The organism is Cohnella hashimotonis, from assembly GCF_030014955.1.
Classification (GTDB): domain Bacteria; phylum Bacillota; class Bacilli; order Paenibacillales; family Paenibacillaceae; genus Cohnella; species Cohnella hashimotonis.
The window spans coordinates 6,455,498-6,480,963 of the sequence record NZ_JAGRPV010000001.1 but is presented as its reverse complement, the minus strand read 5'-3'; the positions used below and the strand labels follow the sequence as shown (position 1 = coordinate 6,480,963).

Genomic DNA, 25,466 nt, shown 5'->3' with positions numbered 1-25,466 from the left:
AATCGGCGAGTAGAGGACGTCTGTGCCCCCCCTCTATAATGGGCTCAGTAAGAGAACGCAGCCTGCTCTTGCAGGAGTCCATGGGAGGGGAAAAGTTTGGAGAACAATCAACGAAAGGCGCTCATGAGCGGCTTGCTGGCTTGCGCAATCGCAGCGACGGGCTGCAGCGACGGCGGCAATAACGCGGTTAACGCGGAGCCGTCGGGCAAGGAGACGGGCTCGGCATCGGCAACGGCCGGCAATGCCGATCCGTTCGGCAAGTACGATCCCCCGATTGAGCTCCATATCGCGCGGGCCGTCGATCAGACCTGGACTTATCCGCAAGGCGACAGCATCGACGACAATGTCTGGTACCGCGAGTACGAGAAGCTGCTCGGCGTCAAGATCGTGCACGACTGGACGGCGCTGACGGGCGAGTACAACCGCAAGCTGAACGTCTCGATCGCATCGGGAAGCCTGCCTGAGGTATTCTCCGTATCGGCGAGCCAGCTCAAGCAATTGGCGGACGCCGGACAATTGGAAGATCTCACGGATGTATACGAGAAATACGCTTCCGACCATACGAAGAAGCTTCAGGGGGGAGACGGGGGCGCGGCGCTCGCTTCCGCCACGTTTAACGGTAAACTGTTGGCCATTCCGGTCGTTAACGCGCCTTTCTTCGAATCGAATCTTTTGTGGGTGCGCACGGACTGGCTGAAAAAGCTGAATCTGTCCGAGCCGAGGACGCTGGACGACGTGTTCAAAATCGCGGAAGCGTTTACGAGGCGGGATCCGGACGGCAACGGCAAGGACGACACGTACGGCCTGGCGGTCAACAACTATCTGTACGGCCCGATCACCTCGATCACCGGGCTGTCCAACGCCTTCCACGCTTACCCGCAGACCTGGTTGAAGGACGACGCGGGCAAGGTCGTCTACGGCTCGACGCAGCCGGAGATGAAGCAGACGCTGGCCAAGCTGCAGGAGATGTACAAGGCCGGCCAGATCGATCGCGAATTCGGCGTCAAGGACAGCAACAAAGTGGCCGAGGATATCGCGGCCGGCAAGTCCGGGATGGCATTCGGCGCCTTCTGGAATCCGGCGGTGCTCGTCGATGCCGTCCGCAAGAATCCGGGCATGGAATGGAAGTCGTATGCCGTGTCCGCCGTGGACGGCGCCTTGGTCAAAGCCAACGTCGGCTTCTCGGCAAGCGGATATACCGTCGTGCGCAAAGGCGCAAAGCATCCTGAAGCAGTCGTTAAAATGCTTAATCTTTTCGAAGAGCTCGTACACGGCTCAAGAAGGGATGAAGGTCAGTTCATCACGGTCGTAGAGAACGGGAGCAGCATCAACACAAGCCGGCTGGCCGTCGTGCAGTCGGGCGTCTCCAACGAAGGAGCGATCGATTCAATCGACTTGCTGAGACAAGCCGTAAACAACGAGGACGCCAGTCTTTTGAAAGACGCCGTGACCGCCACGGATTTCTATCAACCGACGGTCGATTACAGGAAAGACAAAAAAATAGAGAATTGGACGATGGCCCACCAGTTCCAGGGTCTGGAGGTTCTCCTGGATAACTATACGGGAGATCGGCTGCTCATGACCGCGTTCGGCGGCCAGACGCCGACGATGACGGAAAAATGGGCGACATTGGACAAGTTGGAAAAGGAAATGTTCACGAAAATCGTGATGGGCGCCGCGTCCGTCGGCGAGTTCGACGCTTTCGTTGCCGATTGGAACAAACTTGGCGGAGCGGACATTCTTAAGGAGATCAACGAATGGCTCGATTCCCAGAAGGGGTGAAAATATCGCAGACTTCCCGAATATCCAAAACGGATAGTGGAATGTAAAAATCGGCGAGTAGAGAGCGATTCGGCGCCCGCTCTATAATGAGCTCATGCAAGGCACGATGCATTCATTCATGAGCTCGAAGGGGGAAACGAGTTTGAAAAGAAATCAACGAATCGCGCTCGTCTGCGGCATCCTGGCTTGCGCGCTTGCGGCGACCGGCTGCAGCGACTCGGGCAAAAACGCGGCAAGCACCGAGCCGTCGGGCAAGGCGAGCGGCTCGTCTGCCGCATCCGGCACTGCGTCAGGCACGGCGTCGGCGTCCGCATCGGCGCCGACGGAGAAGGGGGATCCGTTCGGCAAGTACGACCCGCCGATCGAGCTCCACGTCGCCCGGGCCGTCGACCAGACCTGGACCTATCCGAAGGGCGACAGCATCGACAACAATGTCTGGTACCGCGAGTACGAGAATCTGCTTGGCATCAAGATCGTACACGACTGGACCGCGCTGACGAGCGAGTACAACCGCAAGCTGAACGTCTCGATCGCCTCCGGCAGCCTGCCCGAGCTGTTCTCCGTATCGGCCAGCCAGCTCAAGCAGCTCGCGGACGCCGGCCAGCTCGAGGACCTGACGGGTGTCTACGAGCAGTACGCCTCCGACCATACGAAGGAGCTGCAGCACGGCGACGGCGGCGCGGCGCTGGCATCGGCAACTTTTAACGGCAAGCTGCTGGCCATCCCGGTCGTCAACGCGCCGATCTACGAGCCGAATCTGCTGTGGATCCGCACGGACTGGCTCAAGAAGCTGAATCTGTCCGAGCCGAAGACGCTGGACGATGTGCTTAAGATTGCGGAAGCGTTTACGAAGCAGGATCCGGACGGCAACGGCAAGCCCGACACTTACGGCCTGGCGGTCAACAACTACTTGTACGGCCCGATCACCTCGATCACGGGGCTGTCCAACGCCTTCCACGCCTACCCGCAAACGTGGGTGAAGGACGCTTCGGGCAAGGTCGTCTACGGCTCGACGCAGCCGGAGATGAAGCAGACGCTGGCCAAGCTGCAGGAAATGTACAAGGCAGGCGAGCTCGACCGGGAATTCGGCGTCAAGGACGGCACCAAGGTCGCGGAGGATATCGCCGCCAACAAGTTCGGCATGGCGTTCGGTGCGAACTGGAACCCGTACGTTTTCCTCGACGCCGTCAAGAAAAATCCGGGCATGGACTGGATGCCGTTTCCCGTGCCATCCGTCGACGGCACCCCGACCAAAGCGAACGTAGGCTTCTCTGCCAGCGGCTACGTCGTCGTGCGCAAGGGAGCCAAGCATCCGGAAGCGGCCATTAAAATGCTGAACCTGCACGAGGAGGTCGTGCACGGTTCGCGCCGCAATGAAGGACAGTTCATTACCGTCGAAGAGAACGGAGAACGAATCAATACGTCTCCGATGTCGCTCGTGCAGTCCGGCGTCTCCGACCAAGGCGTGCTGGAGTCGCTGACCCTACTGCGCAAAGCGATCGAGAACGAGGACGAGAGCCTGCTGAAGGATGCGCTGACGGAGACCGACAAGTATGGTCCGACGGTCGACTACCTCAAGACGGGCAATATCGAAAACTGGGCGGTCGCCCACCAGTACTTCGGCTTCGTGACCACGATGGACAATTACACCGGCGACCGGTTGCTCATGACGGCGTTCGGCGGACAGACGCCGACGATGACCGACAAGTGGGCGACGCTCGACAAGCTGGAGAAGGAGACGTTCACGAAGATCATCATGGGCGCCGCTTCGGTCGACGAATTCGATACGTTCGTGGCGGACTGGAACAAGCTCGGCGGCGAGGCGATCCTGAAGGAGATCAACGACTGGCTGAGCGCGCAGAAGTAGAAGCGAACGCGCGGACGCTTGAAGCATAGACAGGCGAAGGGGAGACGGTCCTGACCATTCTCCCCTTCTTCCGTCATGCCCCGAATCGGCGTTCGAAAGCGGAGATTAGGAAAAAAAAGGCGGTGATGTACGAAATGAAAACGGCAAAATGGATGAGGGAATTGCCTTTGCACCTGCTGCTCCTGCCCGGCCTCGTCCTGGTGCTCGTGTACAGCTACGTGCCGATGCTGGGCGTCGTGATCGCGTTTCAGAAGTTCACGATTTTCAGCGGCTGGTTCGGCTCGCCGTGGATCGGGCTGGACAACTTCAGGTTCGTGCTGGATATGCCGAACACCGGCCAGGTCATCTGGAACACGCTGTTTATCGCCTGTATGAAAATTATCGCGGGGCTGTTCGTCCCCATCGTCATCGCGCTGCTGCTCAACGAGGTGACCCGCTCGTTCATCAAGCGCGGCGTGCAGACGCTGATCTACCTGCCCCATTTTCTATCCTGGGTTATCCTGGGCGGCATTCTCATCGATCTGCTGTCGCCGTCCGAGGGCATCGTAAACGCCATGCTGGGCAAGCTCGGCATCGAACCGATCTTTTTCCTGGCGGACAATCGCTGGTTCCCGGCGGTGCTGATCCTTTCCGACGTCTGGAAAGAGTTCGGCTTCAGCACGATCGTCTATCTGGCCGCGATCACGAGCGTGAATCCGACGCTGTACGAGGCGGCGGTCATGGACGGAGCCGGACGCTGGAAGCAGACGCGCCATATCACGCTGCCCGGCATGATGCCGATCATCGTGCTCATGGTGACGCTGAGCCTCGGCAACGTGCTGAACGCCGGCTTCGACCAGGTGTTCAACCTGGCCAACCCGCTCGTATACGAGAGCGGAGACATTCTCGACACGATGATCTACCGGATCGCGTTCAACGACGCGCAGTACGGCGTGGCGACGGCCGTCGGCCTGTTCAAGTCCGTCGTGTCCTTCCTGCTCATATCGGTCTCCTATTGGCTGGCCTACCGGCTGGCGAACTATCGCATTTTCTAGAGAGAGGAGAGATCCCGCGTGCATCATATCTCCCCGGCCAGACGAGTGTTTCTAGTAGCGAACGCCGCGTTTCTCAGCTTGCTGGCCGTCTTGTGCTTCCTGCCGCTCGTCCACGTCCTCGCGGTGTCGTTCAGCGAGAGCGCCGCGGTCGCCGCCGGCCAGGTCACGTTCTGGCCGGTCGATTTTACGCTCAAGTCGTACGACTTTATCATCAGCAGGCCCGAGTTCATGCGCTCCTTCGTCATTACGCTCGAGCGGGTGCTGCTCGGTACCGCCATCAACATGCTGCTGACGATCATGATCGCTTATCCGCTGTCCAAGGACGTACGGACGTTTCGGATGCGCACGTTTTACGTCTGGATCTTCGTCTTCACGATTCTTTTCGCAGGCGGACTTGTCCCCTGGTACATGACGATCAAGTATACGGGTCTGCTCGATTCGGTGTGGGCGCTCGTCATTCCCGGCGCGGTCCCCGTGTTCAACGTCATCCTGCTGCTGAATTTCTTCCGCGGCCTGCCCAAAGAGCTGGAGGAGTCGTGCTTCATCGACGGCGCCGGCCATCTGCGCACGCTCTGGACGATCTACGTCCCGCTGTCGCTGCCGGGTCTTGCCACCGTCGGCCTGTTCACGATCGTCGGGCACTGGAACGCCTGGTTCGACGGCCTGATTCTGATGAACAAGCCGGAGCATTATCCGCTGTCCTCCTATTTGCAGACGATCATCATCAACTTCGACTTTTCTCATGTGAAGCAGGAAGACCTGTACAAGCTGGCGTCGATCTCGACCCGCACCTCCAAGGCTGCGCAGATCATCGTCGGCGCGCTGCCGATCCTGCTGGCTTATCCGTTTTTGCAAAAATACTTTGTCAAAGGCATCGTGCTGGGGAGCGTGAAGGAGTAAATGAGCGACTTTTTTTACCGGCCGGCGGACGGCGTGCTGGCGGACGTCATCCCGTTCTACGAGGACGGCGAGTTCAAGCTGCTGTATCTGAAGGATTGGCGCGACAAGGAAAACTTCGGCGAAGGGACGCCCTGGTTTCTGCTAGGGACGAAGGACTTCGTAAACTATACCGAATACGGCGAGGTGCTGCCGAGAGGCGGCGAGTCGGAGCAGGATCTGTACATTTATACTGGCTGCATCCTGAAGGTCGGCGAGCTCTATCATATTTTTTACACGGGCAACAACTTCCATTATCCCGCCCAGGGCAAGCTCCAGCAGGCGGTCATGCATGCGACCAGCACCGACCTGCTTCACTGGACCAAGCTTCCGGAGGACGCCTTCTATGCGCCCGCCGACCGCTACGAGCAGCATGACTGGCGCGATCCGTTCGTCTTCTGGAACGAGGAGGCCGGCGAGTACTGGATGCTGCTGGCCGCGCGGCTTAAGGAGGGACCGAGCCGGAGAAGGGGTTGCGTCGCGCTGTGCGCCTCGAAGGATCTGAGCGGCTGGGAGGTGCGCGAGCCGTTCTGGGCGCCGTCGCTGTATACGACGCACGAATGTCCGGATCTGTTCCGGATGGGGGACTGGTGGTACCTCGTGTACTCGACGTTCTCGGATCGCACGGTCACGCACTACCGGATGAGCAAGTCGCTGGCGGGGCCCTGGCTGGCGCCGGAGAACGACACGTTCGACAACCGGGCGTTCTATGCTGCAAAAACGTGGACCGACGGCGAGCGGCGCTATGCGTTCGGCTGGAACCCGACGCGGGAGGGCGAGCACGACGAAGGCACCTGGCAGTGGGGCGGCAACCTGGTCGTGCACGAGCTCGCGCAGCAGGCCGACGGCTCGCTGACGGTGCGGATGCCCGAGACGGTGCGGGCGGCGATGACGCGGCGGGCGGAGATTGCGCTGCGCGAGGTCGTGGGCAGGTGGGAGATTGGCGGGGAAGGCGAGGGGATAAGCGGGGGGGCGAGCGCGACATCGATTCGAGCGGCGGATGCCGGCGAGAGTAGCGAAGCTGCGGGCGTATGCACGGCTGCCGCAGAAGCGCCGGATTCGTTCGCGGCTGCCGCTGCGGCATCGCTGCCTTCCCGATGCAGGCTGTCGGCGACCGTGACCTTCGGGGCGGACACGCGCGGCTGCGGCGTGCTGCTGCGGACGGACGCAGCGCTGGACCGGGGCTACATGATCCGTCTCGAACCCGGGCGGCAGCGCCTCGTCTTCGACCGCTGGCCGAGAAAGGGAGACGTTCCCTTCGAGGTCGGTCTCGAGCGTCCGGTCGCGTTGACGCCGGGCGTCGCCTGCCGGCTCGACGTCGTGATCGACGGCACGGTTTGCGAGGTGTACGTGGACGACACGGTCGCGATGAGCGCGCGGCTGTACGACCACCGAGAGGGGGGATGGGGGCTGTTCGTGAGCGAAGGCAGCGCAAGCTTCGAAACCGTATTGCTTGAACCGTAAGGCTCGGAAAGCAACGATCGGAAGGGGATGCGACGATGAATGCGAGTTGGAGCGTGAAATGGAAGAAGACGATGATGACGGGGCTTGCGGCCGTCATGATCTGGGCGGGCGCGCTCGCGGGGGGCGGCCCGGCTGCGGCCGACGGTCCCGCCGTGACCTTGAACGCCTCGACGGGCGCTTTGAATTTCACCTACGGCACGGTGACGCTGGCCAAGGGGAGCGGTACTGCGCTGACGGGCATCCGGCACCGGACGCTGGGCGGTGGCAGCGGCTTGTGGAACGACACGGCCGTCTCCGCCTCGACCGTCAAGAAGGGGCATACGACCTACGGACAGACATGGGGCAGCGGCCAGAGCCTGGCCGAGCTCGAGACGACCGTGGCGACCAAGTACGACGGCACGCTCACGGTCAGCCAGAACGCCGATACGCAGGCGGGCGGCATATCGGGCGTCCAGTGGGGACTCGTCGTGCCGGATACGTACGACCTGATCATCCCGGTGCTGGGCGGCATCCGGCTGACAGCCGAATCGCCGGACGCGGCGTACGGCTTCCAGCAGTTCGACTATCCGAACATCTGGGAAGCACAGATGTTTATCATCCAGGGCAGCGGCGGCGGCATGCTCGTCCACGGCGACGACGACGCCCGGTTTTTCAAGTCGCTGCACGTGAAGCACGAGAATGGCAACTTTTACGTCGGCGTGGAGACGTACGCCCCTGCGCCGTTCGCTCAGGTGCGCAAGGCCGTGTCCACCGGCTGGCGGCTGAAGGCTTATACGGGCGATTGGGTGAACGGGGCGACGCTGTACCGGACGTGGGCGGACAAAAAGTTCGACCTGTCCAAGCTGTCGAAGCTGCAGCCCGCATGGGCCAAGGACGTGCAGTTCACCGTGCTGACGGATCTGGAGGACGCGCAGACGCTGAACGCGCTGGCGCAGGAGGTGGAACCGTCTCAGACGCTGCTCGTCGTGCCCGGCTGGCGCGAGGATCCGTACGACGTCGACTTCCCGGACTACACGCCGAAGGCCGATATCGCGGCCAAGATTCAGGCGGCGCAGGCGCTCGGCTTCAAGGTCATGCTGTACGTCAACATTTTCGGCGTCGACCCCAACAATCCGGCGTTCGCGTCGATGCAGCCTTACCAGGTCAAGGATCCTTTCTCGCTCCAACCTGTTTTCTCCGAATATACCGCGGGCTCGAGTCACATCAAGTTCGCGCAGATCAATCCGGCTTCGCAGGCTTGGCGGACGTTGTTCGTCGGCAAAATGGCGCAGCTCGTCCAGTCGCTCCATCCGGACGGCATCCATCTTGACCAGTCGCTGCTCATGTACAACGATGCCAATGGCGCCATCGACGGCCGCAACATGCTGCAGGGCAACATCGCGCTGCACCGCGAGCTGAGAGAGCAGCTTCCATCTAATGTGGCGCTCGGCGGCGAGAGTCTCAACGAGATTACGACCCGGTACGAGTCGTTCGCCCAGCGGCATGCGTACGGCATTTTTGCGCAGACCGGCACCTGGGACGACAGCAAGATCGACCAGGTCGTACCGGCGAGCTCGGCCATCTTCGCGCCTTATACGACCATCTACGGACATCCCGATCATGCGAACCCGCTGACCGAGGACTATTTCATCGCCTGGCACAAGGTCGTCCAGAACCGGCTCGGCGCCATTCCGATGCTCACCCGGCCGAACTACGCGCAAGTCGCGAACCCGTCGCCGCTGATGGCGCAGCTGTTCGCGGAGGCGCGCTGGTACCAGGATAACAAGCCGCAGATCGACTTCAGCCAGTGGGATGCCAATTCGTTGTTCGCTTTCAAGACGGCAAGCGGGAAGTCGGCCAAGTACGAGCGGGACGCCTACGGGGAAAAGCTGACCGCTTACGGGGCCGGGGCCTCGGGCGGGGACGTCGGCGTGCTGCGATATTTGTACGGCTCGGACAGCGTGACGCTGCCGGGACGGATCCCAGGCTGGTATCTGTATGACAGCGCCAAACTTTTCGGGCTGAACCCCGGCAAGACGTATCTATATAAAGATGAACTGCGCGATCAGACGGCTTTCCATATCGACGGGATGCCCGCAGACGTCGCGATGAAGTCGGTCGCCGTCCATACGAATCATACCGTGCTCTCTCTGCAGGACTTGCAGCAGCCGGCGAGCGTCGACTTCATGAACTACGCCGGTCCGATCCGCGCGGGCGAGAAGCTCGCCGACGGTACGGTTCATCAGACGGCAACGTTCTTTTCCTCGACGAACGGATTCTCGTATACGTTTGCGCAAGGCGGGACCGTGCAGCATTGGGGAGATCGCATCCTCGCGCATCCGCCGTACTCGGGCGTGTGGCAGGGCGGACATACATGGCTCGAGTTCGACGTGACGCTGCCCGCGGACCGCACGCCGACGTTCGAGACGGGCGTTCAACTCGGCTCGGAGGTGAACGTGGCGAGCAGCGACGGCGTGACGTTTAAGGTGTATGCCTGGGAAAAGGCGGCGCCCGCCGCCACACGGCCGGTGCTGAGCAAGGAGCAGTTCAGCCACAGCGCGACGCCGACGCCGGTATCGCTGGATCTGTCGTCGTTCAAGGGCAAGGAGGTTACGATCCGCATGGAGACGCATCCGGGCACGACAGTCGACAACGACTCCGCCGTCTGGGTGGCGCCGCATGTTGCGCTGTCGCAGACGGGCGCTGCACGCAGTGTGGATCTGACGCTCGTCAGCCCGCGGCAGCTTGCATCGGTGGCTTCGGCGTCCGGGCTGGCGACGTACACGTCGCTCGGCGCGAACCGCTACAAAATCACGGCACCCGCGACGGATCAAGTGTATCTGATTTATAGCGCGGGCGGGACCGTGCAGCTCCCGCTGTCGCTGTCCGCGCAGGCGTTCGACTCGAATCTGCAGTTCGAGGACGGATCGACGGCGCCGCCGCAGGATCCGTTCGGCGGCAAGGTCGGCACCGGCGCCGTGCTGGGCGTGCAGAAGCAGGGGCTCGACGCGCATCCGCCGCAGCATGGGCAGACGCGCATCGACTACGTCGTGACGCTGCCTTCGGGCGGCGCGAAGCTGACCGGGTTCGCGGGCATCAAGGACGGCGCGGAGGATTCGCAGGGCGTCGGCTTCCGCGTCGCCGTAAATGGCAGCGAGCGCTGGTCCGACGACCTGCAGCCCGGCGGCGCATGGACGCCGTTTAGCGTCTCTCTTTCCGCCTATGCGGGCAAGACCGTCGTCATCACCTTGATTACCGACTCGCTGGGCGATTATGGCTACGACTGGGCTTTCTGGGGAGAGCCGAAGCTGGAGGCGCTGCCTTAAGAGGGCGCGACAATAAGAGAAGAAGCCGTGCCGCAAGTCCGATATGGACTTCGGTAGCGGCTTCTTTGTGCGCTTGCGGGGAGGGGGGAGGTATGAAGTGCGGAGACCGTGGGCGGGTAAGGCGGGCGGGGTGCGATCGTGCACAAAAATGGAGCACGGATGCGGCGGAGGCGAGGCGTGCGGAATCGGCCGGCGCGACCATGCACATAAATTGAGCACGGATGCGGCGGAGGCAAGGCGAGCAGAGTCGGCGGGCGCGACCATGCACATAAATGGTGCACGGATGCGGCGGAGGCGAGGCGTGCGGAGTCGGCGGGCGCAACCATGCACATAAATGGTGCACGGATGCGGCGGAGGCGAGGCGAGCGGAGTCGGCGGGCGCGACCATGCACATAAATGGTGCACGGATGCGGCGGAGACGAGGCGAGCGGAGTCGGCGGGCGCAACCATGCACATAAATTGTGCACGGATGCGGCGGAGGCGAGGCATGCGGAGTCGGCGGGCGCGACTATGCACATAAATGGTGCACGGATGCGGCGGAGGCGAGGCGTGCGGAGTCGGCGGGCGCAACCATGCACATAAATGGCACTAGCCTTGCATTAAACCTCACATGTATAATTTGCTCTACTAAACTTACTATATTTTGAAGTATTCTACTTATCTTCAAGGACAAACATAGAAAAATCTCCTAATCTAAAGGGGTCGACGTGTATCCACACATCCCTTTAGCTTAGGAGACCAGCGTGGATATCATAACTCAAAATACCGTCATATCGCAATTGTTTTCTTTGCTTCCATTTGATATGGATCATAAGTGTTCCTTTTTCGACCACGGTGCTAAAAAGCTTACTGTCGCTAAGACGATGGGGCTGCTCGCGATTGCGGTTATGGCCAAATGGCCCTCTTACGACGCGATTTCCATGCAAGTGCGTGCCAACCCTTATTTGCAGCAGGCGCTGGATTTAAAGCAAATTAGCGCTTCTCAACTCAGTCGTAAGTTTAATGAGATTCCGACGGAATTCTTTCAGACACTTTTCGCGCAGTTGGTCGTGGAGCGCCAGTGTCCGGTCGAGCCTAAAAGCGGTATTTCCAAGAAGATTGGGAAGCTCGGCATCATTGATTCGACGTCGATTCACGTTCCTTACTCGGTACACGATTTCGCCAAGCTTTCCGTGTTCGACAGCAGTGTAAAAATGCACCTGCGAATCGTAGCGGCTTCGCCCGACGAGGTCTATCCGGATCATATGATTCCATCGACGCGCAATTATGACGACCGGGAAGTGGCCGTATCGATGGTCACCGATCCCGATCTCACCTACGTCATGGATCGTGGCTACGTGAAGTATGAGACGATGGACCAATGGGTCCATGACAACGTACGTTTCGTGATGCGCATCAACCATAACATGAGCATAACCCTGCTGGAACAAAGGGAAGTGCCTCATGCATCACCGATCCTTCTAGACGCCATCGTTCGGCTCGGCCGCGGGTCCAAGCGTATGAAAGGTGCTTTGCGGGTGGTTGAGTTTCTCGACGACAAAGCGCGCCGTTATCGTCTGGCCACCACGCGTTTCGATCTGACGGCCGAGGAGATCGCGGATATTTACCGCCGTCGCTGGTGGATCGAGTTGTACTTCAAATGGATGAAGCAACATCTGAAGTTGACGAAGCTGTACAGCACCAAGGCGCAGGGGATTTGGAACCAGTTGTTTCTCGCCTTGATCTGCAGCTTGCTCCTCCTAAAGCTTCAAGAAGAGCAAGGTTGGCGTCAGCGAACTTGGAAAGTGCTGCAGGCTGTAAACGCATACTTGATGCGGGCATGGACTGAGCTATGTGAAGAGATGAACCGTGAAGCAAGCCGTCATTCTCGGGGACGACAGCGAGCGAGCAAACCAACTACGCGCGACTCGCCCCCTGAAAGCCGCGTTGGATGGATTAAAGAAAGAAATTCGAATCCAAGAAAACGGAAGCCGCGAAAGAAGACATAAATTCCTGAAAATGGATACTCACGTCTACATCTAAGTAGAGCTCAATCTTTTCGCATTGTCGAGCAAAATCGCGAATGTAAAAATATACATCATTCGTATTTTTCATACATTTTACAACTTGAGCTGGTTGGATGTCAGGGTTTATGCAAGGCTAGTGCATAAATGGTGCACGGATGCGGCGGAGGCAAGGCGTGCGGCGGCATCATTCGAGACATGCCGCCGGCGGCCAAAGGCCACCGGCGCGTCCTCCGTGCATGGCTCAGCCGGCGTACAGATTCGTCGGCAGCCCCCGCACGCCGACATCCGCGCAGAAGAGTCCGCCCGCGTGCGGCTGCTCTGCCAGTTCGTCCTCGCCCAGACCGACGCGTGCCGTCGTGATATACAGTCGGTCTAACTGCTCGCCGCCGAACGCGCAGGAGGTCACCTGCGAGGCCGGTACCGGCACGGACAGCAGCTTCTCGCCGGTCGCCGGGTTCCAGCGGGACACCTGCCAGCCGCCCCAATGGGCGATCCACAGCATGCCCTCGGCGTCGATGGTCATCCCGTCGGGGAAGCCCTCTTCCTCGGGAATCTCCGCAACGACGCGACGATTGGCCACGGTGCCCGACGCCGTGTCGTAGTCGAAGGCGAAAACGCACCGCGTCGTCGTATCGATGTAGTACAGCGTGGCGCCATCACCCGACCAGGCGAGTCCGTTCGAGATGGTCACTTCGGACACGAGCGGCGTGACTGCATGCCCCACGTCGAGGCTGTACAGCGTTCCTCGGCCCTGCTCTTCGTCCATCGCCATCGTGCCTGCCAGATAGCGCCCGGCGGGATCGCATTTGCCGTCGTTGAAGCGGATGCCCGGAAGAGACGCTTCGACCTTGACGAGCAGCGTCAGTTCGGCCGTTGCCGGATCATAGCCGTAAAAGCCGTCCTGCAGCGTAAGCGCGAACCCGCCCGAGCGCCGCGGCACGATCGAACTGACATAAGGCGATAGCTCCCTCTTGCGGTCGCTATTCGGCTCCGCGGGGCGATGGCTGTGCACGCGATGGGACAGAATGTCCACCCAGTACAGGCTGTTGTCGCGCGCGTCCCACATCGGCCCTTCGCCCAACTGTGCTTGCGCGTCGCTAGCGAGCGCCGCCGTTATTTTCGAATCTGCCGTCATCCTATCGAACCTCCATTTTTGTTTTCATGCTTGTATGCGCTTAACTTAACACGCGAGCGCGCAGCGCTCAAGCGGTCGTACTCGGATTCATGCGAACGATGCTTGCAAAAAAAGCTCTACGCGAACGCGCGGCGCTACTGCCATGTCAGCTTGAGCGTATGCAGGTAGTCGAACAGCGCTTCCCTAAAAGCCTCCGGAGGCTCGCCGGCTGTCTCGATCAGCTTGGCGACCTGCTCGCGGGTCCGGCCTGCATGCGGCGCCTGCCACCGCCGGACGTTGCGATGCCAGAACAGACGGGAGGCGGATGTCTGAAAGGTTTTGGTCATCTCGCCGTTGTTGCAGCGCTGGACCAGTCCGTTCAGCAGCTCGTATTCGAACGCGGCCAAGGCGCCGTGGTTCTCAGGGTCCCCGTCGCACAAGGTGCGGTACGCTTCCGCTCTATCGCGCGACCACGCCCGCAGCGATTCCCGCCCGGCAGGGAAAACTGCGCTGACGGCGAATAACGCCATGGAGGCAATGAGCTCCAGCAGATCGCCCACGCGCTGCGACGAGGAGTCGAGGATCAGCACGCCGTGCTTGGAGGCGATCCGAACGAAGCCTTCGAGCTCGAGCTGCTGCAGCGCGGCGCGGACCGGCGTACGGCTCATGTCGAGCTGGCGCCCGAGCTGCACCTCCGAGGTGACCGAGCCTTTCGGGCATTCCCCGGTCTCGATCATGTCCAATATGCGCGCGTAAGCTTGTTGGCGCAAGGTCGGTTTGCCCATACGTGAAGCCCTTCTCTCTCGCAGATTCAATGGGATCGAGTATGATAATCATAGAACATGCGCAATCGGAAAGGAAGATCGCAGACGATGCCCGAGACCGGAACGACTTTAAGGGACGAGGCTTTTCGGAAAATCAAGGAGCGGATCGTTCAGGGGGAATGGGGCGGAGGCACGTTTCTGTCGGAGCGGCGGCTCAGCGAGACGCTGCAGATGAGCAAGACGCCGATTCGGTCGGCGCTCGACCGGTTGGAGATGATGGGGCTGGTGAAGCTGATGCCGAACCAGGGCTTCGTCGTGCAGGAGATCTCGCTGCGGAAGATCATGGACATTTACGAGCTGCGGCTGTCGCTGGAGACGTTCGCGGTCGGCAGGCTGACGGGCAACATGGACAGGGCTTTTTTCGGCAGGCTGGACGAAAATCTGGACAAGCAGACGGAGGCGGCGGAGCGCGAGGATATTGTCGGTTACGTCGAGCTGGACCGGCAGTTCCACGAAGCGATCATCGCCGGGCTGGCCAACGAAGAATACGCGGACGCGATGTCGCGCATTCAGGACAAGTTTTTGATGGCCGTGCGTACGACTTTTTATAAAAACAAAAGCCGGCTGTGGGGCAGTCTCGAGGAGCACCGGGAAATCCGGGACGCGCTGGCCGGCAACGATCCGTCGCGCAGCGAACGGCTGATACGCGATCATATCGAATTCGTGAAGCAGATTATGCTCTGATGGGATCATGCTTTCATGCGCGATGCGTCGGATTCGCTGATGTATACAAGTGTGACATCTTGAGCGTCTAATTCCGTCGTGCTACGTTTAAACCATCCTTTTCAGACGGAGGTTAAGCGGCATGAAAATTACGGACGTGCGCACTTATATCGTGGGGAACCCGTGGAAAAACTGGCTGTTCGTGCAGCTGGATACGGACGAGGGATTGACGGGCTTGGGCGAAGGAACGCTGAACGGACTGGCCAAAACGGTCGAAGCGGCGATTCACGAGCTGAAGCATCTCGTGCTCGGCATGGATCCGTTCGACGTGGAGACGATCTCGCTCAAGCTGATCCGCGACGTCTATTCGGACGGCGGACAGGTGCAAGGCTCCGCGCTGGCGGCGATCGAGACCGCATGCTGGGACATCATGGGCAAGGCCACCGGACAGCCGATCTACAAGCTGCTCGGCGGCAGGTGCCACGACAAGCTGCGCTGCTACGCGAACGGCTGGTACCGCGGCGGCAACGACGAAGAGAGCTTCTACAACCAGGCGAAGGAAGTTGTCGAAAAGGGCTATACGGCGCTGAAGTTCGATCCGTTCGGCGCGGCCTGGCGCACCGTCGAGCGGGCCGATTTTGCAAACGCTGTCCGGAACATCGCCGCCGTCCGCCAGGCGGTCGGACCGGACGTCGACATCCTCATCGAGGGGCATAACCGGTTCAGCGTGCATACCGCGCTGCAATTCGCGGAAGCGATGGCGCCCTACAGCCCGACCTGGTTCGAAGCGCCCGTGCCGCCGTCCCGCGTCTCGTCGGTCGTCGAAGTGGCGAAGCGCAGTCCGGTGCCGATCGCATGCGGAGAGGACTATTACAACCGCGAGCAGTTCGCCGAGCTGCTGAAGCATGATGCGGTCCATATCATCCAGCTCGAGCCGCAGTTCCTCGGCCTGACCGCCTCGAAGCAGATTGCGGGTATGGTCCACGCGCACAACGGCGTCACCGCGCCGCACAGCGCCCAGGGCCCGATCTGCTCGATCGTCTGCTCCCACCTGAACATGGCGACGCCGAACTTCTTCATTCACGAGATTTTCGACGATTTCAACCACTCTTGGGCACAGGATATTTTTAGCCCGCCGTTCAAGGTCGTTGATGGCTATCTCCAGCCGCCCGAACGGCCGGGTCTCGGCGTCGAGTTCAACCTGAAGGAAGCCGCCAAGTATCCGTACGCTCCGGGTCACTGGCTGCCGCTGTTCAAGCAGGGCTGGGAGAAGCGGGAGCCGGTCGAATCGTGAGGAGGAAACAGGCATGAAAGCGTTAGTGTATGAAGGACCGCGCACGATGAATATGAGGGACATTCCGCTGCCCGCGCTGCAGCCGGACGAGGTGCTCGTGCGCGTGTCGCATGCGGGCATCTGCGGCTCCGAGCTGGGCGGATATCTCGGGCACAATTCGCTGCGCAAGCCGCCGCTGATCATGGGGCACGAGTTCTCAGGCACGATCGAGCAGGTCGGCGACCAGGCCAGAGGCTTCCAAGTCGGGGAGCGGGTGACGGCGAATCCGCTGGTCACCTGCGGCCAGTGCCGGTATTGCCTGAACGGGGCGTCGCAGCTGTGCGGCGCCCGCCAGCTGCTCGGTGCGCACCGGCCTGGCGCGTTCGCCGAATTCGTAGCGGTGCCCGCGCGGAACGTATACCGGTTGGACGATCATGTCTCGTTCGCGGAGGGCGCGCTGGCCGAGCCGTACGCCTGCGCGATCCACGTTTGCCGCCTGCTCGCGCTCGCGCCGACCGACCGCCTTCTCATCTATGGCGCCGGTCCGATCGGACTGTTCGCACTCCAGGCGGCGGCTGCCTACGGCGTACGCGATGCAGTCATCGTCGACCTGAACGCGTCGCGGCTCGAGATCGCCAGGGAGCTCGGCGGCATCGCGGTAACGAGCCTGGACGACCTGCCGGGCGGCATCGGCGAAGGGTTCGACGCGGTCATCGACGCCGTCGGCGCCGAGGCGACGCGGCAGCGGAGCGTGGCGGCCGCGCGGCCCGGGGGGACGGTCGTCTTCACCGGACTGCACGAAGCGGACAGCCGGCTGCCGGTCAACGACATGATCCGCGCCGAGATCGGCACGAAGGGCGCTTTCGCCTATTCGCGCGACGACTTCGAGACGGCGCTGCGCTGGATCGGGCAGGGGCGCATCAACCTGCTGCCCTGGACGGAGACGACTTCGCTTGGCGAAGGCGGCGCCGCCTTCGAGAAGCTGATCGGCGGACCGGGCAAAATCGCGAAAATCTTTTTAACGATCGAATAGGAGGCTCAGCTAGGATGAAGCTCGTGCAATTTTACGAACGGCAGAATGAAGCGCGCAAGCTTCAGGTAGGCGTGCTTAGAGGAGAAGACGAGATCGTCGCCTTGAACGCGGCGGGGACGATGCGGGACGTCATCGCGTCGGGAGGCGTCGGGGCGTTGGAGCAAGGAGCCGTTTACCGCCTTTCGGACGTGAAGCTGCTGTCGCCGCTCACCGATCCGGAGAAAATCGTCTGCATCGGGCTGAACTATCACGACCACGTGATCGAGTCCAACATGCAGGTGCCCAAGGTGCCGGTCCTGTTTCCCAAATACAACAACTGTCTGACCGGGCACGAGGACGAAGTGGCCATCCCGGCCGAAGTGACGCAGTGCGACTACGAGGTAGAGCTGGCTGTCGTCATCGGCAAGACGGCCAAGCGCGTGCCGCTTGAATCGGCCATGGATTACGTGTTCGGCTACACCGTGTTGAACGACGTGAGCGCGCGGGACATTCAGCTGAACGAGCCCCAATGGACGCGCGGCAAAGCGATCGACGGCTTCGCGCCGACGGGGCCGTGGATCGTGACGGCCGACGAGATCGGAGATCCGGGCAAGCTCGATATCTCGCTCAAGCTGAACGGCGTGACGATGCAGGATTCGAACACAAAGGAACTGATTTTCGACGTCCCGTACCTGGTCTCGTTTCTGTCCAATACGATGACGCTCCAGCCGGGAGACATTATCAGCACGGGTACGCCGCCGGGCGTCGGCATGGGGAAGAAGCCGCAGGTGTGGCTGAAGCCGGGCGACGTCGTCGAGGCGACGGTCGAAGGGATCGGCACGCTGCGCAATACGTTCGTGTCCGAGCGAATCTAACATAGGCGAGGTGCGGCGATGAGCTGGGAAAATAAAGTCGTGATCGTCACGGGCGGCGGTGGCGGCATCGGACGCGCGGTGGCGATGCGGTTCGCGGGCGCCGGCGCATCGGTCGTCGCGGTCGGCCGCACGCTGTCGAAGGTCCAGGACGTCGCCGACGAGATCGCCGCGGCGGGCGGACGCGCGGTCGCGATGGCTGCCGACGTCTCGTCCGAGGCGGACGTGACGCGGGTCATTCGGGATGCGCGAGAAGCGTTCGGCCGGATCGACGTCATGGTCAACAACGCTGCGGTATGCCCGCAGGTCCGGCTGACCGACATGAGCCTGGATCAGTGGAACGGCGTCATTACGAACAACCTCACCTCCGTCTTCCTGTTCTGCCGGGGCGTCGTTCCGGTCATGCTGGAGCAGGGCGGCGGCGTGATCGTGAACGTCAGCTCGGTCCATGCGCTTGCGACGCTGGACGGCTACTCGGCCTATGCGGCGTCGAAGGCGGGCATTGCCGGGCTCACGCGGGCGATCGCGCTCGACTTCGCGAAGCAGAACATTCGCGCCAATACGGTGCTGCCGGGCGCGGTGCGGACGCCGATGCTCGAGAGCAGCGTCAAAAATCTCGATACGCCGCGGGACGAGATCATGAAGCAGTGGGACGAGTCGCAGCCGATCGGCCGCGTCGGGCAGCCGGAGGAGATCGCGTCCGTCGTCATGTTCGCGGCCAGCCCCGACAACTCGTTCATGACGGGCGCCACGCTGGTCGCCGACGGCGGCATGACGGTGGAGCTATAGTCGAAAATGAACTCCGAGCATGGAGAATAGCGTGTTTTTGCGCTATTATCGAACATGAAGCGAGCAGGCGGCGGTCGACTGAACTCCGAGCATGCGAGAATAGCGCAAAATTGTGCTATTGAGGAGCATGACCCGAACGGCTTAAACGCCCCTTATCGGAGCGCAAACTTTATTGACTCGAATTAAAAAGGCTGACCGGATGGCTTTGCTTAGCCCATTCAAGAAAGCGGCCATAGACCAAAAACGCAAACGGGACGAAGCGGGAAATTCCTTGCTTCGTCCCGTTTGCGTTTTTTTGGTTCGTTTCAGCTTTCGGGCGGGCTTGGAGACAGCCTCAATTTGTTTACCGCTTCGTTACCGAATGGATACAAACTTTCTGCATTTTTGAAATATTCGGTTGATACATTGATAGAAAAAGATTGCGAGGTGATCGACTTTGAATCGTTGGCGCAGACCCTTGGTCTTGTTGACCGTTGTTGCGGCGCTGAGCGGATGCGGCGCGCAGCCGCCCGGCAGCTCGGCGGCCCAGCACGCCGGCGCTCCCCATACGCCGCCAGCGTCGCACGCCGGCGCACCGATCTCCCAGGCTGTCTCCCAGATCGGCAACCCGGCGAGCGGAGCGACGCCGATCCCGATTTCCGTCAAGCAGAAGAAGCCGATCAAGATGATTTTCGCGGGCGATACGATGATGGACGGCAGCGTCAAAGATGCGATTCGCCGGCACGGCGCCGATTATCCGTTCAGTCAGATCAAGGACGAGGTAAGCAAGGCCGATTATGCCGTGCTTAATCTGGAGACGTCGGTAACGGAGGCGTCGGATAAAGATCTGAATCAGCGCTTTAATTTCAAATCGGAAGCGGGCTCGCTGGACGGGATCAAGCATGCGGGCTTCGATATGGTCTCGCTCGGCAACAACCATGTGCTCGATTATAAGGAGAAAGGATTAAGAGACACGCTCAAAAACGTCGAAAAGGCCGGCTTGCGCCATGTCGGCGCGGGCCTGAACGAGGAGGAGGCGTTTCGCTTCGAGAGCGTTCAGTTGAACGGCGCTACGGTTAAAATAGGCGCGGTGACGCGCTTCATGCCGACGACCGCATGGAAAGCGACCGACAAGAAGCCAGGCGTAGCGAGCGCTTACGAGCCGGACAAGATTCTGGCGGCGATTCGCGCCGCAAGCAAGGATGCGGATTATGTCCTGATTTTTATCCATTGGGGCGTTGAAAATACGACTTCTCCGCAGCCCTGGCAGCGCAAACTGGCGGCGGACATGCTCGACGCGGGAGCGAGCGCGGTCATCGGCAGCCACCCGCATGTGCTGCAGGGCTTCGAGTTCCATAAGGGCAAACCGATCGCGTACTCCATCGGCAATTTCCTTTTTCCCGACTATGTCAAAGGAAAGAAGGCGGACACGGGCCTGCTCAACCTTACGTTGGACAAAGGGAAAGTCGGCGTTTCCTTTCATCCGCTCTCCATCCGGAACAACCGGATCGTGAACCGAGATGCGGCGTACGAAGCCGCGCAGCTCGCATATTTGGAGGACCTGTCCTACGGCGTGGAGCTTCACGATCAGGCGTTTCTCGAACAAAGATAAGCGCGGACCGACGCACGTGCACGACCTCCGGCGGATCGGAAGAACCGCTTCAGGTCCGGCCGCGAACGCATCTCAGGGCCGTTCCGGCATGCCAGTCCTTTCCAGTACAGTGAGGGTATCAACTCACGGGAAGGGATGCGGGCATATGCGGGTGCAGGGCGACAACGATCAAGGAACGAAGCAAGGAAGGCGATTGTTCGAAGGCGAAAAGGGGCTGGTTCTGACCGGCCTCCTTGGATTTGTGCTGGCGGCGGTGTGCGGGATCTGGACGCTGGTTAACGGTGGCGAGGTCTCGCCGGGCGGCGACGTCTCGAAGGCGTTCTCATTCGACGCGGCGCTGGGCATTTTTCTGCTGTCGACCGCGGCGATTCTGCCGCTGTCGGCCATGGGTGAACGAAGCCGGTTTTGGTTCAGAAGGATTTATATCGGTCTTGCTCTTTATTCATACGGCGCGGAGACGATTCAAAATTTCCGCGGCGTCAACCCGAGATTCGTCGATAGCGATTCCGCTTTCGATCAAGCGGCCGGCAACATTTTCACGTTCGTCGCGTTATTTCTCGTGCTGTTCTACCTGTACCTGGGCATTCAATTTTTTCGGTCGAACGTCTATAAGCTTCGTCCGGAAATGGCGATCGGCATCCGTTACGCCATGATCGCCGTTACTGTCTCGTTCGCGGCCGGCATCTGGATCTCGGCCAACCAGGGCCGCTTCACCGGCGTGGAAGGCAACATCATCTGGCTGCACGGACTCGGCTTCCATGCGCTTCAGGCCGTGCCGCTGGTCGCATGGCTCGTCGAGCGTACCACCGCGAACGGGCGGGCGCGGCGCGCCTTGGTTCATACCGCCGGCATCTCTTATTTGCTCGGTCTCGTCGCGATCGGCTGGCAGACGGCAGAGGGCCGCGCATTGATGGAATGGTCGCCGCTGCCGGTCGCGGCGAGCGTCTGTTTCCTGATCTCGCTGGCCGCCGGCGCGTCGGCGCTGCGCCGGGTCCTGCGCGAGGCGCGGATGGCTGGCAGCGAGAAGCGGGCAGTTGGCGTCTAGCTCCTTTCAGTTTTCAATCGGATGAGCGCAAACTCCTCTAAAAACCGCGATCCCGCGGTTTTTTCTTGCTATTTAGAACAGAAAGTATAAATTTGGCGGCGATTCATAGGAAGGTAGACGCATCTTCGGTATGGTGGAGCTTTCGGTAGCTTGCAGGCCCCAAAAGCCTGCATCTATACATGTATTTTCTATCGGCCCGCGACACTGGAGCAAATACCTGCAAATGTGCAGGTAAATGCAGATCACAAGCCGGAAATCCGGCTGATGAAGGAAAATACCTGCACGTTTGCATCTATTCTCTTCAAAAGGGCTGAAACTGGCTGGAAAAGATGTATATATGCAGGTATTGCGGCGAAAGAGCGACGCTGGCTGGCGGAAGAACGACGTTGTCTGGCGAAAGAGCGACGCTGGCGGGCGAAAGAACGACGTTGTCTGGCGAAAAAACGACGTTGTCTGGTGAAGAGCGACCGTTGGCGGGCGAAAGAACGACATTGGCGGCGGTACGCTGGCTCATCGGAACGTCTGTCGAATAGACGCAAGGGTGGCTCCGCGCTCGGCTCGGCTTTCCGACACGATCGGACGCGCTTCGGCCATGTCCGGCGACGTGCTGCACGCCGAAGACGGGGAGAACGGCACGACGTCAGCTGAGAGCCGGTCGCAGGGTTTTTGCGTAGCTCATTTGTACCGATCCGGATTGTGATCACGCACGCAGGACCGGCCGAGGCGAAGCGTTTAGCCCCTGCTCCATTATGCGCGGCTGGCAGCCCGATACTTCCCCGGCGACATCCCGGTCGTCTTTTTGAACAAGTTCTGAAAATACGTCTCGCTCTTGTACCCGACCTTCTCGGCAATCTCCGCCATCGGCAGCCGCGTCGACTCCAGATACTGCTTGGCCACCTCGATGCGGTACCGGATCAAGTACTGGATCGGACTCATGCCCGTCTCCGCCTTGAACACGTGGATAAAATGGTACGGATTCGTATAAGTCAGGCCGGCGAGCGTCTCGAGCGTCACGTCGAACGGATAATTCTCCTCCATATAGCGCCTCGCGAGATGCACGGTCTCCTTATGCGGGCGCTTTTTTACTTGATCCGCAGCCGAATAATGCAGCAGCCGTGCGAGCCGGCCCGTCAGCGCATGGAACAGTCCGTTCGCGACGACGGCGGATTCGGGCAGCGGGCTGCTCCATTCCTCGATCATGTCGACGAACAACTTCTTCACCGGCAAAAAGTGCTCGCCGAGCTCCAGCATGGCCGGCTGGGCGGCACTCGACAGACAGTCGGAAAGCATGCCTTGCAGCTGCAGGCCCGCGTACGCGACGTACACGGCGGCGAACTTGTCGCTGATCGACCGTTCTTCGTGCCAGATGCCCCGATTATACAGGAGCAGGCTGCCGGCCTTGGCGCGGTATTGCCTGCCGTCTACGCGGAATTCCCCTTCTCCCTCCATGATCAGGAATATCTCGCCGTTCAGCTCGTGCTGGTGAAGCGGGAAGTAGAAGGGCGATTCCTTGCTCCCGTGAATGAGCGATCCGCTCAGAATCTCCGGCTTCCCGGCTATGATCGAGTGCCTCATGCACGTACGCCTCCAAAACCCAATTTTCAATAGCTAAATCCCGCAACTCTCCGCATTGTTCCTTGATCTGTCTGTATTGTAGATTATAAGCGACGAAAGATTCAATAGCGCTTTCACAACGAATCCATAGATTTGCGAAGAGAGGAACATGCGCATGCCTATTCAATTCAACAAACGAAAGCTGAGCGACGAAACGTTCGAAGCCTGCTCCGTCTTCGACGTCGACGGCGACGGCACGCTCGATATCGTCAGCGGCGGCTACTGGTACCAGGGCCCCGACTTCGTCCAAAAACACAAGATTTGCGAGCTGGCGGCCTACGCGCATTACCGGGACGACTTTTCCGACTTCCCGATGGACGTGGACGGGGACGGGAAGATCGATATCGTGACGGGCTCCTGGTGGGGAGGCGCGCTCAAATGGCGACGCAACCCGGGGATCGCCGGCGCGGAATGGGAGACGATCGAGATCGATCCCTCTACCCCAATCGAGACGATCCGCTACTTCGATATCGACGGCTGCGGCGTGCCCGAGATTTTTCCCAACACGCCGGGAGCGCCGCAAGCCTTCTATAAGCTGATCGTCGACGAGAACGGCAAGGGGACGGGGAAGTTCGGCAAGACCGTCATCTCTGAAGGTCCGAGCGGGCATGGCATGGGTTTTGCGGACATTACCGGCAACGGGCGCACGGACATCGTGCTGTCGAACGGCTGGCTGGAACAGCCGGAAGACCCGTTCGCGGGACCGTGGACGTTCCACCCCGAGTTCTCGCTTGGCTCAGCCAGCGTGCCGGTGCTCGGCTACGACGTCAATGGCGACGGCCTGTGCGATCTGATCGTCGGCCAGGCGCATGACTACGGCCTGCACTGGTACGAGCAGCGACTGGAAGCGGACGGCTCCCGCAGCTGGATCCGCCACGACATCGATACGACCGCCTCGCAGTATCACGATCTGATGCTCGTCGATCTCGATCTCGACGGAGAGCTGGAGCTGGTCACCGGCAAGCGCTACTTGGCCCACGACAACGATCCGGGCTTCGACGATCCGCTGTTCCTGTACTACTTCAAGATCAACGGCGGCGCCTTCGAGAAGCATGTCATCGATTACGGCCCCGCGGGCGAAGGCTCGGGCAACGGCATCTATATGTGGATCCAGGATATCACCGGCAACGGCTACCCCGACATCGTCGCGCCCGGCACGGAAGGCCTTTATTTATTCGAAAACTTGGGACCCAGGGAGTGAGCGAGATGAGCAAATTGAAAATCGGATTCGTCGGCGTCGGCGGCATGGGGCAGATGGCGCACTTGTCCAACTACGCGGTATTGCGCGACCAGTGCGAGGTCGTGGCGCTGGCCGAGGTCCGTCCGGGACTCGCGCGCACGGTCGCGGACCGCTACGGTGTACCGACCGTGTACAACAATCATCTGGAGCTGCTCAGCGACGCGAAGGTGGACGCGATCGTCGCGCCGCAGCAGTACCGCACGCATATCAACCTCATCCCCGACATCCTGAAAGCGGGCATCCCGGTGTTCACCGAGAAGCCGATCTCGCTTACCGTCGAGGCCGGCGAGGAGCTGGTCCGGCTCGCGGACGAATACAAGACGCTGCACATGGTCGGCTACCACAAGCGCTCCGATCCTGCGATGGAGTACGCAAGCGCCGTCATCGAGCAGTGGAAGGCAAGCGGCGAGTACGGCAAAATGCAGTACGTCCGGGTCACGATGCCGCCGGGCGACTGGATCGGAGGCGCGGACGCGCCGCTGAACTCGGACGAACCGTATCCGAACGTCGCGGTCGAGCCGGGACCCGATTACTTCACGGACGAAGAGACCCGCCATCTGGATTCCTTCGTCAACTATTACATCCATCAGGTCAACGCCATCCGCTTCCTGCTGCGCGAGCCGTACAAGATCACGTATGCGGACCGCCGCGGCGTGCTGCTCGCGGGAGAGAGCGACGGCGGCGTCACGATCGCGCTGGAGATGGCCCCGTACAATACGTCGATCGAATGGCACGAGAGCCTGCTCGTCTGCTTCGAACGCGGCTTCGTCCGCGTCGATCTGCCGCCGCCGCTCGCCCGCCAGCAAGCCGGCAAGGTCACGATCATGCGAGACGGCAACGGCGCGCCTTCCTACGAGATTCCTGTGATGCCCAATCTGCACGCCATGCGCAAGCAGGCGATGAACTTCATCGCCGCGGTTCGCGGCGAGCGGCCGGCGCCGTGCGACTCGAAGGAAGCGCTGGAAGATCTGAAGCTCGCCAGGGATTACATCCGCTTGATGCAGCAATACCAATAAAGCGCGAAGGGACGGGATC

19 protein-coding genes are annotated in these 25,466 nt (G+C 60.6%); 16 read left to right on the top strand and 3 right to left on the bottom strand.

Going from position 1 to position 25,466, the window contains the following annotated elements; translation table 11 throughout:
* Nucleotides 1-96: 96 nt before the first annotated feature.
* The 7 genes from KB449_RS25865 (at nucleotide 97) to KB449_RS25835 (ending at nucleotide 12,376) form a co-directional block, all read left to right on the top strand.
* Complete coding sequence (locus KB449_RS25865) at nucleotides 97-1,782, top strand: extracellular solute-binding protein (RefSeq protein WP_282911123.1); 1,686 nt, start codon at nucleotides 97-99, stop codon at nucleotides 1,780-1,782.
* 142 nt (nucleotides 1,783-1,924) lie between these two features.
* Complete coding sequence (locus KB449_RS25860; protein ID WP_282911122.1) at nucleotides 1,925-3,649, top strand: extracellular solute-binding protein; 1,725 nt, start codon at nucleotides 1,925-1,927, stop codon at nucleotides 3,647-3,649.
* Nucleotides 3,650-3,783: 134 nt separating this feature from the next.
* A complete protein-coding gene (locus tag KB449_RS25855; RefSeq protein WP_282911121.1) occupies nucleotides 3,784-4,683 on the top strand; it encodes an ABC transporter permease in 900 nt (299 codons plus the stop codon).
* An 18-nt stretch (nucleotides 4,684-4,701) separates the two neighbouring features.
* Complete coding sequence (locus KB449_RS25850; RefSeq protein ID WP_282911120.1) at nucleotides 4,702-5,583, top strand: carbohydrate ABC transporter permease; 882 nt, start codon at nucleotides 4,702-4,704, stop codon at nucleotides 5,581-5,583.
* A complete protein-coding gene (locus KB449_RS25845; RefSeq protein ID WP_282911119.1) occupies nucleotides 5,584-7,083 on the top strand; it encodes a glycoside hydrolase family 32 protein in 1,500 nt (499 codons plus the stop codon).
* Nucleotides 7,084-7,118: 35 nt separating this feature from the next.
* Nucleotides 7,119-10,388, top strand: coding sequence for a DUF6259 domain-containing protein (locus KB449_RS25840; protein WP_282911118.1), 3,270 nt, complete (start codon nucleotides 7,119-7,121; stop codon nucleotides 10,386-10,388).
* Nucleotides 10,389-11,131: 743 nt separating this feature from the next.
* Nucleotides 11,132-12,376, top strand: coding sequence for an IS4 family transposase (locus KB449_RS25835; protein WP_282906628.1), 1,245 nt, complete (start codon nucleotides 11,132-11,134; stop codon nucleotides 12,374-12,376).
* Nucleotides 12,377-12,635: 259 nt separating this feature from the next.
* On the opposite strand, the gene KB449_RS25830 is transcribed toward KB449_RS25835, so the two are convergent.
* Nucleotides 12,636-13,529 carry an SMP-30/gluconolactonase/LRE family protein gene (locus tag KB449_RS25830; protein WP_282911117.1) on the bottom strand — a complete coding sequence of 298 codons (894 nt, stop codon included), beginning with the start codon at nucleotides 13,527-13,529 and terminating at the stop codon, nucleotides 12,636-12,638.
* A 134-nt stretch (nucleotides 13,530-13,663) separates the two neighbouring features.
* Entirely contained in the window at nucleotides 13,664-14,293 is a 630-nt protein-coding gene (locus KB449_RS25825) for a GntR family transcriptional regulator (RefSeq protein WP_282911116.1), read from the bottom strand.
* Between the two features lie 87 nt (nucleotides 14,294-14,380).
* On the opposite strand from KB449_RS25825, the gene KB449_RS25820 reads away from it, so the two are divergent.
* The 7 genes from KB449_RS25820 to KB449_RS25790 all read left to right on the top strand — a co-directional run bounded on the left by KB449_RS25820 (nucleotide 14,381) and on the right by KB449_RS25790 (nucleotide 21,577).
* Complete coding sequence (locus KB449_RS25820; protein WP_282911115.1) at nucleotides 14,381-15,016, top strand: GntR family transcriptional regulator; 636 nt, start codon at nucleotides 14,381-14,383, stop codon at nucleotides 15,014-15,016.
* Nucleotides 15,017-15,137: 121 nt separating this feature from the next.
* Nucleotides 15,138-16,289: a mandelate racemase/muconate lactonizing enzyme family protein gene (locus KB449_RS25815; protein ID WP_282911114.1), complete on the top strand. Its 1,152-nt coding sequence runs from the start codon at nucleotides 15,138-15,140 to the stop codon at nucleotides 16,287-16,289.
* 13 nt (nucleotides 16,290-16,302) lie between these two features.
* Nucleotides 16,303-17,301, top strand: a complete 999-nt coding sequence (locus KB449_RS25810; protein ID WP_282911113.1) for a galactitol-1-phosphate 5-dehydrogenase — start codon at nucleotides 16,303-16,305, stop codon at nucleotides 17,299-17,301.
* 14 nt (nucleotides 17,302-17,315) lie between these two features.
* Nucleotides 17,316-18,155, top strand: coding sequence for a fumarylacetoacetate hydrolase family protein (locus KB449_RS25805; protein ID WP_282911112.1), 840 nt, complete (start codon nucleotides 17,316-17,318; stop codon nucleotides 18,153-18,155).
* An 18-nt stretch (nucleotides 18,156-18,173) separates the two neighbouring features.
* Nucleotides 18,174-18,941, top strand: coding sequence for an SDR family NAD(P)-dependent oxidoreductase (locus tag KB449_RS25800; protein WP_282911111.1), 768 nt, complete (start codon nucleotides 18,174-18,176; stop codon nucleotides 18,939-18,941).
* Between the two features lie 463 nt (nucleotides 18,942-19,404).
* Complete coding sequence (locus KB449_RS25795) at nucleotides 19,405-20,532, top strand: CapA family protein (protein WP_282911110.1); 1,128 nt, start codon at nucleotides 19,405-19,407, stop codon at nucleotides 20,530-20,532.
* Between the two features lie 145 nt (nucleotides 20,533-20,677).
* A complete protein-coding gene (locus KB449_RS25790; RefSeq protein ID WP_282911109.1) occupies nucleotides 20,678-21,577 on the top strand; it encodes a hypothetical protein in 900 nt (299 codons plus the stop codon).
* A 747-nt stretch (nucleotides 21,578-22,324) separates the two neighbouring features.
* Here the strand turns inward: KB449_RS25790 and KB449_RS25785 are convergent.
* Entirely contained in the window at nucleotides 22,325-23,152 is an 828-nt protein-coding gene (locus KB449_RS25785; protein WP_282911108.1) for an AraC family transcriptional regulator, read from the bottom strand.
* Between the two features lie 154 nt (nucleotides 23,153-23,306).
* Here KB449_RS25785 and KB449_RS25780 point away from each other — a divergent pair, with 154 nt between their 5' ends.
* Both KB449_RS25780 and KB449_RS25775 read left to right on the top strand, forming a co-directional pair.
* Nucleotides 23,307-24,392: an FG-GAP repeat domain-containing protein gene (locus tag KB449_RS25780; protein WP_282911107.1), complete on the top strand. Its 1,086-nt coding sequence runs from the start codon at nucleotides 23,307-23,309 to the stop codon at nucleotides 24,390-24,392.
* A gap of 5 nt (nucleotides 24,393-24,397) precedes the next feature.
* Nucleotides 24,398-25,447: a Gfo/Idh/MocA family protein gene (locus KB449_RS25775; RefSeq protein WP_282911106.1), complete on the top strand. Its 1,050-nt coding sequence runs from the start codon at nucleotides 24,398-24,400 to the stop codon at nucleotides 25,445-25,447.
* The last annotated feature ends 19 nt before the right edge of the window (nucleotides 25,448-25,466 follow it).

Excerpts from the sequence above, each read along its gene's own strand:
- KB449_RS25855 (WP_282911121.1), top strand. The coding sequence starts at position 3,784 with ATGAAAACGGCAAAATGGATGAGGGAATTGCCTTTGCACCTGCTGCTC.
- KB449_RS25845 (WP_282911119.1), top strand. The coding sequence starts at position 5,584 with ATGAGCGACTTTTTTTACCGGCCGGCGGACGGCGTGCTGGCGGACGTC.
- KB449_RS25840 (WP_282911118.1), top strand. The coding sequence starts at position 7,119 with ATGAATGCGAGTTGGAGCGTGAAATGGAAGAAGACGATGATGACGGGG.
- KB449_RS25830 (WP_282911117.1), bottom strand. The coding sequence starts at position 13,529 with ATGACGGCAGATTCGAAAATAACGGCGGCGCTCGCTAGCGACGCGCAA.
- KB449_RS25825 (WP_282911116.1), bottom strand. The coding sequence starts at position 14,293 with ATGGGCAAACCGACCTTGCGCCAACAAGCTTACGCGCGCATATTGGAC.
- KB449_RS25820 (WP_282911115.1), top strand. The coding sequence starts at position 14,381 with ATGCCCGAGACCGGAACGACTTTAAGGGACGAGGCTTTTCGGAAAATC.
- KB449_RS25815 (WP_282911114.1), top strand. The coding sequence starts at position 15,138 with ATGAAAATTACGGACGTGCGCACTTATATCGTGGGGAACCCGTGGAAA.
- KB449_RS25810 (WP_282911113.1), top strand. The coding sequence starts at position 16,303 with ATGAAAGCGTTAGTGTATGAAGGACCGCGCACGATGAATATGAGGGAC.
- KB449_RS25805 (WP_282911112.1), top strand. The coding sequence starts at position 17,316 with ATGAAGCTCGTGCAATTTTACGAACGGCAGAATGAAGCGCGCAAGCTT.
- KB449_RS25800 (WP_282911111.1), top strand. The coding sequence starts at position 18,174 with ATGAGCTGGGAAAATAAAGTCGTGATCGTCACGGGCGGCGGTGGCGGC.
- KB449_RS25790 (WP_282911109.1), top strand. The coding sequence starts at position 20,678 with ATGCGGGTGCAGGGCGACAACGATCAAGGAACGAAGCAAGGAAGGCGA.
- KB449_RS25785 (WP_282911108.1), bottom strand. The coding sequence starts at position 23,152 with ATGAGGCACTCGATCATAGCCGGGAAGCCGGAGATTCTGAGCGGATCG.
- KB449_RS25780 (WP_282911107.1), top strand. The coding sequence starts at position 23,307 with ATGCCTATTCAATTCAACAAACGAAAGCTGAGCGACGAAACGTTCGAA.
- KB449_RS25775 (WP_282911106.1), top strand. The coding sequence starts at position 24,398 with ATGAGCAAATTGAAAATCGGATTCGTCGGCGTCGGCGGCATGGGGCAG.